Source organism: Sneathiella sp. HT1-7 (assembly GCF_020731145.1).
GTDB lineage: Bacteria > Pseudomonadota > Alphaproteobacteria > Sneathiellales > Sneathiellaceae > Sneathiella.
On sequence record NZ_JAJFZN010000001.1, the window covers coordinates 445,923 to 460,782 of the forward strand.

General features: G+C 49.5%; 13 protein-coding genes. 9 read left to right on the top strand and 4 right to left on the bottom strand.

Annotation, left to right across the window (positions count from 1 at the left end):
• Nucleotides 1–4: 4 nt before the first annotated feature.
• From LKE13_RS02175 to LKE13_RS02215, 9 genes are all read left to right on the top strand, one after another.
• Nucleotides 5–610, top strand: a complete 606-nt coding sequence (locus LKE13_RS02175) for a nicotinate-nucleotide adenylyltransferase (protein ID WP_227948051.1) — start codon at nt 5–7, stop codon at nt 608–610.
• A gap of 75 nt (nt 611–685) precedes the next feature.
• Nucleotides 686–1,045, top strand: a complete 360-nt coding sequence (gene rsfS, locus LKE13_RS02180) for a ribosome silencing factor (protein WP_227948052.1) — start codon at nt 686–688, stop codon at nt 1,043–1,045.
• A 41-nt stretch (nt 1,046–1,086) separates the two neighbouring features.
• On the top strand, nt 1,087–1,545 hold the full coding sequence (rlmH, locus tag LKE13_RS02185) for a 23S rRNA (pseudouridine(1915)-N(3))-methyltransferase RlmH (protein WP_227948053.1): 459 nt from the start codon (nt 1,087–1,089) through the stop codon (nt 1,543–1,545).
• Nucleotides 1,546–1,587: 42 nt separating this feature from the next.
• Complete coding sequence (gene gpmI / locus LKE13_RS02190; RefSeq protein WP_227948054.1) at nt 1,588–3,171, top strand: 2,3-bisphosphoglycerate-independent phosphoglycerate mutase; 1,584 nt, start codon at nt 1,588–1,590, stop codon at nt 3,169–3,171.
• Entirely contained in the window at nt 3,158–4,486 is a 1,329-nt protein-coding gene (locus LKE13_RS02195; RefSeq protein ID WP_227948055.1) for a murein hydrolase activator EnvC family protein, read from the top strand. Before gpmI ends, LKE13_RS02195 begins: the two co-directional genes overlap by 14 nt.
• Nucleotides 4,486–5,778, top strand: a complete 1,293-nt coding sequence (locus LKE13_RS02200) for a S41 family peptidase (protein WP_227948056.1) — start codon at nt 4,486–4,488, stop codon at nt 5,776–5,778. The genes LKE13_RS02195 and LKE13_RS02200 overlap by 1 nt, the downstream gene beginning before the upstream one ends.
• 91 nt (nt 5,779–5,869) lie before the next feature.
• A complete protein-coding gene (locus LKE13_RS02205) occupies nt 5,870–7,522 on the top strand; it encodes a divergent polysaccharide deacetylase family protein (RefSeq protein ID WP_227948057.1) in 1,653 nt (550 codons plus the stop codon).
• 2 nt (nt 7,523–7,524) lie between these two features.
• Complete coding sequence (locus LKE13_RS02210; RefSeq protein WP_227948058.1) at nt 7,525–8,004, top strand: RNA pyrophosphohydrolase; 480 nt, start codon at nt 7,525–7,527, stop codon at nt 8,002–8,004.
• 336 nt (nt 8,005–8,340) lie between these two features.
• On the top strand, nt 8,341–9,801 hold the full coding sequence (locus tag LKE13_RS02215) for a PilZ domain-containing protein (RefSeq protein WP_227948059.1): 1,461 nt from the start codon (nt 8,341–8,343) through the stop codon (nt 9,799–9,801).
• A 46-nt stretch (nt 9,802–9,847) separates the two neighbouring features.
• Here LKE13_RS02215 and LKE13_RS02220 read toward each other — a convergent pair whose 3' ends face one another.
• The 4 genes from LKE13_RS02220 to atpD form a co-directional block, all read right to left on the bottom strand.
• On the bottom strand, nt 9,848–11,293 hold the full coding sequence (locus tag LKE13_RS02220; RefSeq protein ID WP_227948060.1) for a sensor histidine kinase: 1,446 nt from the start codon (nt 11,291–11,293) through the stop codon (nt 9,848–9,850).
• A 155-nt stretch (nt 11,294–11,448) separates the two neighbouring features.
• Nucleotides 11,449–12,789 carry an FAD-dependent oxidoreductase gene (locus LKE13_RS02225; protein ID WP_227948061.1) on the bottom strand — a complete coding sequence of 447 codons (1,341 nt, stop codon included), beginning with the start codon at nt 12,787–12,789 and terminating at the stop codon, nt 11,449–11,451.
• Between the two features lie 171 nt (nt 12,790–12,960).
• Entirely contained in the window at nt 12,961–13,362 is a 402-nt protein-coding gene (locus LKE13_RS02230) for a F0F1 ATP synthase subunit epsilon (protein ID WP_227948062.1), read from the bottom strand.
• 26 nt (nt 13,363–13,388) lie between these two features.
• Nucleotides 13,389–14,810, bottom strand: coding sequence for a F0F1 ATP synthase subunit beta (gene atpD, locus LKE13_RS02235; RefSeq protein ID WP_227948063.1), 1,422 nt, complete (start codon nt 14,808–14,810; stop codon nt 13,389–13,391).
• Nucleotides 14,811–14,860: the final 50 nt, after the last annotated feature.

Here is a 14,860-nt window from a genome sequence, read left to right on the forward strand (position 1 = left end):
TTTTATGAGGGCACAAAAAATCGGATTGCTGGGTGGATCGTTCAATCCCGCACACGAAGGACATCGGCAGATCAGCCTGGCGGCGCTTCGCCTTCTCAATCTCGATCAGATATGGTGGCTCGTCTCCCCGCAAAATCCGTTAAAGTCATCAAAAGGCATGGCGGAATTTGAGGAACGGCTGAAGGCGGCAAAAAAAGTGGCACGCCATCCGAGAATCCATGTTTCCGATTTTGAAGCCCGCATTAACGAACAAAGAACCGCGCGCACCATCGCCGCCCTGAAAGTGACTTATCCGCAACATAAATTTGTCTGGCTTATGGGCGCTGATAACATGGTTCAGCTTCCCGAGTGGCAGCAGTGGCAACGGATAATGGAGACGGTTCCAGTCGCAATTTTCAACCGACCTGGGCATACATACAAGGCGTTGAACGGAAAGGTTGCTTCTATGTACCGAAAGAGGCGCGTTCCGAACTCTTTTCACGGCGATTACCGACGCCAACTGGCGGATTTGCCTCCGCCAGCCTGGGCGTTCATCCCTGAAACAGTGATCAATCTTAGCAGTACGCAAATAAGAAATTATGATGACACTGCAGGAAATACTTGCTCTTGAGTCAAAAAATTCCCAAATTAGGTGTGTAAGGACGAAATATGATCATTACTTTTTGGAGAATAATTGATCCCTATTATGAAAGCTAACAAAGCTGTAGTTGCTAAACTCCGCGATCTCGTTGAAAAAACACTGAGCGACGACAAAGCGGAAGATCTCGTCTCTATCGACCTTGCCGGAAAAACCTCCTTCGCTGATTACATGGTTATTGCCAATGGCCGCTCCACCCGTCAAGTGGCGGCGATGGCTAATCATTTAAAAGAGCGTATCAAGGAGGAAGGTTTCGGTTCAGTCCGGATGGAGGGACAAACCGGCGGTGACTGGATACTGGTTGATGCTGGTGATGTCATCGTTCATTTGTTTAGACCGGAAGTTCGGGATTTCTATAACCTGGAGAAAATCTGGGCACCCGACATACCGATGGAAATGGTCAACTAGCGCCTTTTCGGGCTCGGTTTATACGCTTGAAGGATAAATGGATGCGCCTTGTTATTGCCAGTGTCGGCAGGTTTCGGGGCGGTCCATTGCAGGCGATGTATTCTGAATATGCAGGCCGCCTGCCTTGGCCCCTCGATTTGAAAGAAGTTGAGGAAAAGAAGCCACTTAAAGGGGAAAAACGCAAAACCCGCGAAGCGGCATTGCTAATGGGGGCCGTACCGAACGGCTCAACCCTTATCGCCCTTGATGAAAAGGGCAAAAGCATAACCAGCCCCGAATTCGCCAGAATGCTTGGACAATATGCCGATGATGGCGTGCAAACAGTGTCGTTCCTGATCGGTGGGGCGGATGGCCATAGCAAGGAAACACTGGCAAAAGCCGACAAGTTACTCTCCCTTGGCACCATGACATGGCCACATCTTATGGTGCGGGGGCTGCTGGCGGAGCAGCTTTATCGGGCCTCCTCGATTTTGGCAAATCATCCGTATCATCGCGCATGATTATAATGGAATCTTAATTTTAACGGGACTATAAAGGCGACTATGAAAAGCCATAGTAATTCTACAACTATCCCACGTCCCGTTATGCTCTGTATTCTTGACGGCTGGGGCCATAGCGAAACGGACGTCGACAATGCGATTGCCGCAGGCAATACACCCAATTGGGACCGCATGGTAGCGACCCAGCCGCATAGCTTGCTGGGCACGTCTGGCGCCGATGTTGGTCTGCCGGATGGCCAAATGGGTAATTCCGAAGTCGGGCATATGACTATCGGGAGTGGTCGGATTATCCTTCAGGACCTGCCCCGCATCAATCACGAGATTGAAACCGGCGCTCTGTCACAAAACCCGGGACTTCTGGACGTTATTGCCAAACTGAAAATATCCGGCGGCCGCTGTCATATTGCGGGACTGCTGTCCCCGGGCGGCGTGCATTCACATCAGGATCATGTGGTGGCGCTTGCAAAGATCATGGATGACGCTGGCATTGGCGTTTACCTCCACGGCTTCATGGATGGCCGCGACACGCCGCCGACAAGCGGCGCTGACTACACAAGAGACATTGTGAAACAGTTTGGCGCTCTCAATCACGCTAGAATTGCCACTCTCGTCGGGCGTTATTTTTCCATGGACCGCGACACCAATTGGGATCGTGTTGAGAAGGCTTATAACGCTATTTTTTCCGCATCCGGCGAGAAGTTCACTGACCCTGTCGCTGCGCTTAAGCGCGCTTATGATGCTGGAGAAACAGATGAATTTTTCCAGCCGCACATTGCAGATGGATACGAAGGTCTGCAGGACGGAGATGCCTTCATCATGGCAAATTTCCGCGCCGATCGCGCACGCGAAATTCTGACTGCTATCACTGATGACGGTTTTAGCGGATTTAAACGGGAGAAGCGGCCGAGTTTAGCGGCTATCAAGGGAATGGTTGAGTATTCGGCGGAGCTTTCAAACTCTATCCCTGCTCTGTTCCCACCAGTCGAGGTCAAACATACGCTGGGTGAAGTGGTAGCAAATGCGGGTAAGACGCAGCTTCGAATTGCGGAAACCGAGAAATACGCCCATGTCACATTCTTCCTGAATGGAGGGGAGGAGAAGGTTTACGACGGTGAAGAACGCCTATTGGTACCGAGCCCGAAGGTTGCAACTTATGACTTAAAGCCGGAAATGTCGGCATTTGAAGTCCGTGACAATCTCATAGAAGCCATTCAATCTGAAAAATTTGACCTCATTGTCGTCAATTTCGCCAATCCCGATATGGTTGGCCATACAGGCGTGATGGAGGCTGCGATCAAGGCAGTGGAAGTGATCGACGATTGTATCGGCAAACTGGCCAAGACCATCGAAGACGTAGGCGGGGCGATGATGATTACCGCTGATCACGGTAATATAGAGGTTATGCGCGATCCAAAAACACAGGCGCCTTACACGTCGCATACGACAAACCTTGTACCTTTCGTGCTCGCCGTTGGGCCGCAGCGTGCATCCGTCAAAGATGGAACACTGGCGGATCTTGCGCCGACGGTTCTGAATCTTATGGGTTTGGATATCCCCTCGGAAATGACCGGTACAAATCTCATACATATGAGGGAGGAGCTGGAAAAAGACCGTGTTGCGTCCTGAGTTCAGTTCCTTTCGTTTGCGCCGGATTTTGTGGCGTATCACCTGTGGGTTTCTCGGGTTGTCATTCCTGCTGCCCGTTGCCTCTTGGGCGGCGTCTCAGGATAACGATCTCGAGAAATTGCGACAGGCACTGGTGGATGCGGAAGCCCGTCAGGAAAATTTCTCCGGCCAGCTCGATAATCTTGGCGGTGAAATCAAGGTTCTCAAGCAAAGGCTGGTTACGGCTGGCCGCAACCTTACGCAGCTTGATCAAGATCTCGTTGACGTGGAAGAACGGCTTGATCAAATCCGGCAGGTTGAGGATGAAACGCTCCAAAATCTTTCCAGAAGAAATAGCGACCTTGCCGTCATGCTTTCGGCCCTTGTTAATCTTAGCCGCCAGCCGGAAGGAACACTGATGGGGAATCCGAGCGGACTGGTAGATAGCTTGCGTGCATCGTCCCTGTTACAATCCATATTGCCAAAATTGAAAGGAGAAGCGGATCAACTCTCTGGTCAGCTTGACGCCCTGGCAAGCCTTCGCGCGCAATATGCTACCGAGAGAGAGGAATTTGTCACACTGCGCGAAAAGCGTATAGCCGAACAGGGGAAACTCGATCAACTGCTCGCCGAGAAACGTGCCGCACAGGAAAAAATCTCTGTCGCCAGCGTAACCGAACAGCAAAGGCTTCAAAAACTAACGTCTGACGTACGCGATACAGAAGCACTTATGCAGCGGCTGGAAGATGACAAGGTAAGACAAAGAGCCGACGAGCAAGCCCGACTTCAGCGGGAAATTGCCGAGAAAGAAAAAGAGAAGAAAGCCATTGCTGCGAAAGCGATTGCAGAAGCGCAGAAATCCGAAGACAGTATAGTAATCACGCAACCGAAGATTTCTCCAAAATTGGCAAGCATCGGAACGGCACGCCATTTCACGGAGGCAAAGGGCCTCCTTCCTTTCCCGGTTGGCGGCCGGATCGTTACTAAATATGATGAAAGTGACCCGGCGGGTCACAAAAAGGGAATTGTTATCGAAACCCGGCCCGAGGCGGCTGTTATCTCTCCATTCGATGGTCAGATTGCCTTTGCCGGTCCTTTCCGGCACTATGGATTATTGCTGATCATTGACCATGGTGACGGATACCATACACTGCTGTCTGGCATGGGATCTATTGACGGAACAGTCGGACAATTATTGCTTGCCGGGGAACCGGTCGGGCAAATGAAAAAAAGTAGTAAAGAAAACCCAAAGCTCTATATGGAGCTTAGAAACAACGGTGCGCCCATTGACCCTGTCCCCTGGTTAATGGCGGAGAATAGAAAGGTTAGCGGATAATGAGACAGTTTGTAACAGGAGTATTGGCCGCGTCGGTACTCATATTGTCGGTCGCCATTATTGCGACGCCTGATGACCGCGTTGAGGCCAGTTCCGAAACTTACCGCCAACTGAATCTGTTTGGCGATGTATTTGCAAAAATCCGCGAAGACTATGTTGAAGAGGTCGATGACGAAAAGCTGATTGAGGCCGCAATTAATGGCATGCTCAGCTCTCTCGATCCGCATTCAAGCTATCTCAATCCTAAAAACTATGACGGCATGAAAGTACAAACCCGCGGTAAGTTCGGCGGACTTGGCATTGAAGTGACCATGGAAAACGGCTTGGTCAAGGTTGTTGCGCCAATCGACGATACACCCGCGGCCAAAGCAGGCGTTCTTGCAGGCGACTATATTACGCATCTTGATGATGAGGCAGTGCTCGGCCTCACACTTGCCGAAGCAGTTGAGAAAATGCGTGGGTTGGTCGACACAGATCTCAAACTCACCATCCGCCGCACCGGTGAGAAGGAACCGCTTGAGATTACCTTGACCCGTGCCATTATAACCGTGCAGTCCGTTCGTGGTCGGCTTGAGGACGACGACATCCTCTATGTTCGAATTTCCAGCTTCACCGAACAAACAGATGATGGCTTGCGTAAGACGATTAGCCGCCTGAAAGAAGAAGCGGACGGCGATTTCAAGGGCCTCATTCTTGATCTTCGGAACAATCCGGGTGGGCTGCTCGATCAGGCTATCTCAGTGTCGGATGACTTCCTTGAAAAAGGTGAGATTGTCTCGACCCGAGGCCGCGAGGCAGATGACGCGCAACGGTATAATGCGAAACCAGATGACATCGTCGACGGAAAACCGATTGTTGTCCTGATTAACGGCGGCTCCGCTAGTGCCTCTGAAATTGTGGCCGGCGCCCTTCAGGATCATGGTCGGGCGGTTATCCTTGGCACTAAAAGTTTCGGTAAAGGGTCTGTACAGACTATCGTTCCATTGCAAGGGAACGGGGCTATGCGGATGACAACGGCGCGCTATTACACGCCGTCTGGAAATTCCATCCAGGCCAAGGGTATTGTTCCGGACATCGAAGTGGCACAGGCGAAGCTCGAGGTTCTGGAAACTGCGAGCGGACGGTCGGAGGCTGATTTGCGAAATCATCTGGAAAATGGTGATGAAGCAGACTCCTCAGGAGATGGGACAGTGGAAGCCGTGGTAGAAGAGGAAATTCTCGACTATCAACTGCTTCGTGCGAAAGATCTGTTAAAAGGTGTCTGGCTTTTTGCCAAAAAGGATGCCAAATAAGCAGCTGTATATCTTAATCCTCCCGGCGAATTTAGATAAGGTCCGGCAACATTGCTTGCGCCGGCAGGATTGAAAACACCGGCGGATTACTGTGGTAAAGCTGAAATCAGACGATACTTCAAAACCGACACCGAAAAACAAGGTGTCGGTTTTATTTATACTTTCTCTGGCCGTTATTCTTGCTGTTATCGGCGTCAGTAGCTGGAGCTTTTTTGGCAAACATAACGACAAGCACATCGCCCCTGTTATAACAGCCAGCACAGCAATTGATGCACCGATTGAAGCTATGCCGCAGCCGCCGTCAGAGGCGGCAAATGATGATACGGCACCCCTCCCGGATGGGCCTCCTACACCAGAGATATCGTCGGCCCCTTCTAAAAACACCCTGGCTCCAAAAGCGGACAAGTTGCCGGAGTTAGAGAATGAACCTAAGCCAGAGAACGAAAGTTCAGATAAGCCTGCAAATATTCCAACGGAAACCCGAGCAAGCATTGCCCCTGACCCTGTCGCGCCAGTATCCGCCTCCCCGCAAGTTACCGCACGCGCGGCAGATCCGGAAGAACTGGCCGAAGATTTATACACTCCTTCCGAGACAGATGCCCCCAGTACACAGCAAGAAGAAACTCCCTCAGGTACAGAGGAGGAAGGTGATGCGATTGTTGACACACAGGAGATAGCGCCATCGCCAACAGGTATTTCTCCGCATCAGCCTGCTGCAGATGAAGAGGCCCCCGATGAAATAACATTGGAAGCAACACCGGATTTACCGGAAAGGGCGGGCGAAGCCGCCTCAGAAGCACTCGTCGAGACTGAGGCCTTGAGTATCCTGCAACCCGAACTTACCGCACCATCTGCCAAGCCTGAATTTGCGGAGCAAAGGCTAACGCCCGCAGATGTGCCGGTCAAAAATGAAACCGACGCATCGAAAGAAGCGCCGGAAAATTTCTCGCCCCCTACTTTTTCCGCATCTCAAGCCGAAGCAAGCGAGACAGAGCCAAAAGAAATCGCGGCTAAGGTGATAACCCCACTCTGGCAGGCAAATGCAGCCGCTTTTGATAGTGCGGATAATCGCCCCCGTATCGCGATCGTGGTCAGCGAGGTCGGTGTAAATTCCTCCCGCACGAGAGAGGCGATTAAACAGCTACCTGCTGCTGTGACGCTGGGGTTCAATCCATATGGCCAGAACCTGCAAGAACTGGTCGATCAAGCACGCAAAGCAGGCCATGAAGTGCTCCTCCAACTGCCGATGGAGCCTGTGGGCTATCCGCGAATTGATCCGGGGCCGCAAGCTATGAGGACCGATTTGGATGAAAACGAGAACCTCACGCGCCTTGATTGGGCTCTCGACCGGTTTACGGGATATGCTGGTGTAACCAACCAAATGGGGTCAAAATTTACGGCGACTGCCGACAGCATTCGACCCGTTTTGGCAATTCTTAAGAATAAGGACGTTTTCTATCTGGATAGTCGGACGGCCAGCAATAGTGTAGCCGCAAAAATCGCCGATGGACTGGATATTCCTGTTGCCAGCAATGACCGTTTTCTGGATCATAAAGCCGATGGCGCTGTTATCGATGCGCGCCTTGCCGAGCTGGAAGCTATCGCCAAAAGAACGGGGTCAGCCATCGGAATTGCCTATCCTCACAGCGTAACATTTCGGCATTTGTCTGAGTGGGCCGATACGCTGGATCAAAAAGAGCTGGTTCTTGCGCCAGTGTCAGCCATCATAAAAGGTAAAGAATAGTCATGACTGAAACTGCATCACGAGAAAATCTACCCTACCGGCCTTGTGCAGGCATGATGGTATTAAACCCAAAGGGACAGGTGTTTGTTGGCCGGCGGATCGATATGGTCACAGAACACTGGCAAATGCCGCAAGGCGGGATCGATCCGGGAGAAGACCCTTTTCAGGCCGCCCTTCGTGAACTTGATGAAGAAATTGGCACGCGGAATGTCGAGCTTATCCATGGTCTGGATGAGTGGCTCACATATGACTTACCGAAGAACCTGATCGGTAAAGTCTGGAAGGGGAAATATCGCGGCCAGCAGCAAAAATGGTTCCTGTTCCGCTATCTAGGCGAGGATCATGACATCAATATTGAAACGCATCACCCTGAATTCGCCGAATGGAAATGGGCAGAATTTTCAGAACTCCCAAGCCTGATTGTGCCGTTCAAGCGTGATCTTTATGAGACAATTTTACATAAATTTTCTCCATACATCTGATTTTCGGCGTGAAATCGGCAACCATCAGCCACAAATTGTGGGCAATAAACTAAATATATGCCGATAATTCCCCAGATATAGTATTTATATTCTTAACAAAGAATTCGCGTGTTATCTGGTTGTCTTTCCATTTAAGATACGATTATAATATTAACCAATTGTTAACTGTATTTAATTTTTTATAGTTAACCATTATGGTTAATTTTTTGATCAGGTAGAAAACATACTGTTCGTTATTTACTTGTATCGTTAATTCAGAGTTTAACTGGTTGCAAAATACATATACTACCAGTAGCTTATTTAAAAAATGTCTAGTAATCGTTTAGTGAGCGTAATATGAAACATTATGAAGAGCTTACCGGGGGCGAAGGGAGACGCGTTTTTTATCGCGCCGAACGATTTAACGCGAAGACCCTGATGAGCAGCATTTCGCCTGTTGTTAAAGTCGACGATAAAGCTTTCGATCTTTTCGATATCAGCATGAGCGGAATAAGCTTTGTCAGTCCGCAGAATTTTTCTTGGCTTGAAGAGATGAACAAGGATGTTCCACTCAAGCTGAAGCTAGGATCAACGGAGATTTTTGTCGGAAACGGCAAAATCCGCCGCATCGAACCACACGAGAGCCAACATAAGGTAGCCATTGAGCTTACTAAGGGATTTCTCGACATACAGAAAATCCTGGATCAGCATGATGACCTCGCTCTCCAAGAGGCCGTTACCATCGGACTGGCCGATCAATCGCATCTAGTGCCGGCAAGTTACAAGGAAGCAATCGGCGACGCGGTCTATATGCTCCGCTCCATTCACAAGGTACTGGATAAAGTCGAGAAAGATCTCAACCCGGAAGATTCCCGGCGTGACGAACGGATAAAGGACATTATCCTTGCCTGCGAGACAAAGGCGCTGTCCCGCTGGGAAGAAATTTCCAAAAGATGCCTGCAGATCACTAAAGATCTCGGCGATGATGAGGCGGCCATTGCAGCGACCAAAACATATACCGAATTGGTGTTAACGCCGGAATTATTACCTGGCGCGAGCTGGAACAGGGCTTATATGAAACCTCTCGGCTATCCGGGAGATTATCAAGTCATGAATTACGCTTATAATCTCTCCCTGGAAGGAGATACAGCCTACGCAAAATTTTGCCACAGGCTAGGCACTTCCACCGGTGAATTTATCACGACGCGCATGACCATGACTAAGCAGGCCATCGCCAAATTGAGCAACGGCGCGGCGGCAAGAGGCCAGAAAACCTTCAGAGTGGCCAGTCTTGGGTGCGGACCGGCGCAGGAAGTCGCAAATTTCCTTAAATCAATGACTCCACCGTTGAACATGGAATTTACCCTGATCGATCAGGACCATGATGCCCTTTCATATGCCTATAACAGTACATACCCGCAAGTTGCCAGGCTGGAAGGAAAAGCTTCCGTCAAATGCTTGCACGCGACGTTCCTTGAGTTCCTCGCTACTGGCAAGCTGTTCAGAAAGCTGGAAAAGCAGGATATGATCTATGCGGTTGGTCTTGCCGATTACCTTGGCAAGAAAAGGGCGACAAGAATGGTCGACGACCTTTACGCTAATCTTGTCCCCGGCGGAACGCTGATGATTGGCTGCATGAGGACTTCAGACACAAGTCTGGAGTGGCAGGTCGAATATGCTGTTGACTGGACATTGGTGCATCGGACAGAAGACGAAATGCTAGACCTTGCACGTAATCTCGATGGTAATGCGACACGGGAAATTTCAGTTGATTCAACAGGTCACTGCCATTTATTGATCGTTACCAAACCGCTGTAAAACCTTTGCTGTTGAAAACAAAGGCTGCACTGTCGCCGGCCAATTATTAGACCTGCGCCATTAGCTTTTTGTTTTCACCACCCGAATGCTGATAGATCAATCTTTCTTTCGGGAATTCAACGATGGCGACGGTACCTTCTCCGAGTTCGCTATCCAGTGAGATGGTGCCGTTATGCAGTTCCATAATGTTCTTGGTTAGTGGTAATCCGAGGCCTGTTCCCTCATAATTCCGCGCCATTGAACTTTCAATCTGCACGAACGGTGCAAAGACTTTTTCAATATTCTCCGGATCAATACCAATACCGGTATCCTTTATCCGGATAGCAAGATTACCTGATGCCTTTTCCTCAAAGCTGATCGCCACGGAACCGCCTTTGTGAGTAAACTTCACAGCGTTGGAAAAGAGATTGAGAAACACCTGCGCCAGCAAGCGTGGATCACCAACCATCTGATAGCCATGCACCGGTACATCGAAAGCAAGACGCACGCCGCGTTCCGCCGCGTGATCGCGAATAATCCGAAGCGTAGAATTGACGACATCAACGATGGATACTTCTTCCTCTTGCAAGATCAGCTTGCCAGCTTCTGCTTTCGAAAGATCGAGAATATCGTTGATTATGCTTAAAAGATGCTGACCACTGACATTAATGTCCTTGGAGTATTCCTTATATTGATCCTTGCCAAGCGGACCAAACATCTCTTTTTCGAGAATTTCGGAAAAGCCGATAATTGCATTGAGCGGTGTCCGAAGTTCATGAGACATAATAGCCAGAAACTCAGATTTCGAATGATTGGCGGCCTGTGCTTTTTCCGCCAGAACATCACTCTTCACCCGCTCTTTATCGAGCATCTGCATATTGATGAAATCTTTTCGCCGTGCAAGCTCCTGAATGTAACTTGCGAAAACACTCATCGCGGCGGCACAAACAAGGAAAAAGCCATTTTCGAATAATTCCAGAAACGGCACAGGATTGATGAATAATGTCACTGTAAAATACAGAAACAACAAAATAATTATTACGGCCGTCGCATAAAGGAACCGAACAGGTGGCACGCAGCAGGTATATATGAAAACCGGTACTAGGCCCGCGAAATAGATGGAGCCGCCAATCGGATCTGCAATCGCGATCATAGCTATAACGCCTGACCCGCTTGCTAGAACACAGACAGCAGAGATTGGCTGGGCATAAGGTTTTGTTGGCGCCCAGAATGTTGCAACAGCGGCAAGAATGAATATCGGGCAGATGATCAAAAACCGAATTGCCCAGGCCTCATAAAGCACCTCGGGAATTGCGTAAGCGTCCAGTAATGCAAAAGTTACATAGATAAGAACAGCGCCGGCTAAAGATAAACGCATCACAGGCAAAGCTTTTTCTAGCTCTAGCGCATTATGGAGCTTCTCCACTTCCTTTTCTTTAAAGTGAAGAGAAAATATATCAATTTTGAATTTGCCGTCGCCAAAATGCTTAGCAATTCGTCCGAAGGACATCATGTATATTTTCTAACCTGTTTTTATGGGTAATTTTTCTTTCACCCAATACTCTTTTCCACTTTAAAAACATAGAATATAAAGGTTAATGAGGCGTTAAACGGCCTACTTTTGCTCATATTTTAGCAATTTAAAATATACAATATACCCCGGATTTCCTAGCGTTTGATGAATGCCCGATACAGTATGTTCGGCTTAGCCAACTTGATCGGCTTGTCAACAAAATGCATAACCTTGTAGAACTGATTTGCGACATCCGGGTCATTCGCAGACATAATTTTATCTTTAAACCAGCGGGTAATCGCAAAACTTCCCGGTCGTTTTCCCTTTGTGGCTGGGTACTTGAAATCCTCACCCACTGCCATACCCCAGGAAATGTCGAGTACCTTGGCTATCTCCTTAAAAAAGCCGCCCGCCAGGTTATCTATATACGGATCGCCTTTAGAGACCTTTTGTTCCAAAAGTTTCTGAAGAGCCTGCGCCTCCAGCGCCGCAACCGTAATTCCCTGACCAAAGAAAGGGTTGGCCCGGCATACTGCGTCCCCCATCACGAGCAGACCCTTTGGGAAATGTTTTAATTCTTCGAAGTGCCGGCGCACAGCTTTCTTGAACTTGAATGAATGCAGGTCACCAATAAGGCTCGCTTGGGATACGGCATTGAACACATCCGGTTCCGGTAATGATTTCAAGAATCCTAGGAAACCATCGATTTCCGTTGGCGGATAATCGCCGCAGTAACCCGCAGCCGTCACCATCCATTTGCCACCCTCAACGGGCACAAATGCCCCACCACGGGTTCCCTCCGGGGCTTTTGGGTATATGAGAATACTCTTCCATTTATCTTGCCAATTCTCGGGTATTTCAAAGAAACCGCTCGAATAGGCAAAATCAGGCTCGACGACACTCTCCCTCGGGATTGGAAAGTTAAAGGCAGAAAGTTGTTTCAACAAATCCGTTCCCGCGCCTGAGGCATCAAGTACTAGATCCGCTTTTTGCTCGCTCTCCTCGCCAGTTGCAATATCCTGAACTGTTACAGATTCAACTTTCTTTCCAGTTGGGTCGAGCCCGTAATGCAGACTGCGCCGTCCATACTGAATGTTGATGTTGTCAATACGTGAAACCTGGGAGCGCAATACATGCTCCAACATCGGTCGAGACTGAAAGAAAGTGGTCATTCCATTTTTAAAGGGGGGCAACCAATTACCTGCCAGATGCCAACGAACGTCCTTGCCAAGAACAGCATTCGTCGCCCCTTTTTGAAGCAGGTCATCCACTATTCCCGGAACCAGATCCGACAGCGCCTTCTCTCCGGCCTTCAGCAGGACGTGAATATGATGGCCTTGAGGAACCCCTTTGCGCGGACCCGGCTCTTTTGGCTCGGCGTCCCTTTCAATTATCGTGACTTCTGTAAAATAGTCCGCCAAAACGCGGCCAGACAACAATCCGGCAAAGCCGCTACCAATAACAATTGCCCTTTTCCCAAGTTCCCGATGCGGCATTAAACTACAAAACCTCCGTCATGATAGGCAGCTACTCTCAACTTTTTCTGGCGACTCTCCGCAACCGGCTCAGCGACTGCTAACTCTTGAAATGCCGCCCGAAAATAAAGTCAGGCAATAAAAAAAGAGGCCCGAATAGGCCCCTTTTATATTAACTATGACAATATTTGCTTAATTCATCGCATCCAGCAGTTGCTGCAAGTGGTCCCGGTTTTCCGCGGCGCGGCGACGAGTTTCATCATCCTTCGCATCTTCTTCATCCTCGCGAGCATTCTGGATGCGCTGTTCCAGATTAGCTTGGTCAAGATCGGCAACGTAAACGGCCTCTTCTGCGAGAACGGTCAATTTATCATTGGAAACTTCAGCAAATCCGCCATTAACGAAAATGCGCTCTTTTTCCTTATCGCCTTCATAGATGCTGATTACACCGGGCCGCAGCGATGACGTAATCGGTGAATGACCCGCCAAAACGCCGAAATCTCCTTCGGCGCCTGGCAGCACAACCATTTCAAACTCATCCGAAAGCAAAAGCTTTTCGGGAGACACCAAATCCATGGTGATCATGTCAGCCATCTCAATACTCCTTCAGGCGGCGATGATTAAGCAGCTTCCGCTGCCATTTTCTTCGCCTTCTCAAGCACTTCTTCGATACCACCGCACATGTAAAAGGCAGCCTCTGGAAGCTCGTCATACTCACCAGCAACGATTTTTTCGAATGCGTCGAGTGTTTCTTCAAGCTTCACGAATTTACCGGGTGAACCGGTAAACACTTCAGCCACATGGAAAGGCTGGCTGAGGAAACGCTGGATCTTACGGGCGCGGGCAACGATTAGCTTATCTTCTTCCGACAACTCATCCATGCCCAGAATTGCGATAATATCCTGCAGCGACTTATATGTTTGCAGTGTTTCCTGAACTTCACGCGCAATCGCATAATGCCGGTCACCAACAACAGCCGGATCAAGCATGCGGGAAGTTGAATCGAGCGGATCAACAGCCGGATAAATACCAAGTTCTGCAATCTGACGAGAAAGAACGGTTGTCGCGTCCAGATGGGCAAAAGAGGTAGCAGGCGCCGGGTCAGTCAAATCGTCGGCCGGAACATAAATGGCCTGCACCGAAGTGATTGATCCTTTGTTTGTGGACGTAATCCGTTCCTGCAGTGCACCCATGTCGGTTGCAAGCGTCGGCTGATAACCCACAGCAGACGGGATACGACCCAGCAGAGCTGACACTTCAGAACCTGCCTGCGTAAAGCGGAAAATGTTATCGATAAAGAACAAAACGTCTTGACCTTCAACATCACGGAAATATTCCGCTTGTGTCAGACCTGACAGAGCAACACGCATACGCGCTCCAGGAGGTTCGTTCATCTGACCATAAACAAGCGCCACTTTCGATTTGTCGCCTTCAAGGTCAATAATGCCGCCTTCAATCATTTCATAGTAGAGGTCATTACCTTCACGGGTACGCTCACCCACACCAGCAAACACCGAATATCCACCATGGCCCATGGCAACGTTGTTGATCAGTTCCATAATCAGAACCGTCTTACCAACACCCGCGCCACCGAAGAGGCCAATCTTACCGCCCTTTGCGTATGGTGCGAGAAGGTCAACGACCTTAATCCCGGTCACTAGGATTTCCGATTCCGTTGACTGATCAGCAAAGTCAGGAGCAGGTGCATGAATCGGCGCTGATTTATCGGTTTTAACCGGCCCGCGCTCATCCACAGCTTCACCCACAACATTCATGATGCGGCCCAGCGTTTCCGGCCCGACAGGCATGCGGATGGCATCACCCGTATCTGTCACTTCCTGACCACGAACCAAACCTTCGGTCGCGTCCATGGCGATCGTACGGACAGTATTTTCGCCAAGATGCTGCGCTACTTCCAGCACCAGCCGTTGGCCATTATTTTCACAATGCAGAGCGTTCAAGATATAGGGCAGTTCTCCCTCAAATTGTACGTCTACGACGGCGCCCAATACCTGGGTAATTTTGCCGACATTCTTTGCCATTTTCATGCTCCCTACAGGGTCACTTCAGTTCTTAACAATCGATTGAGAAG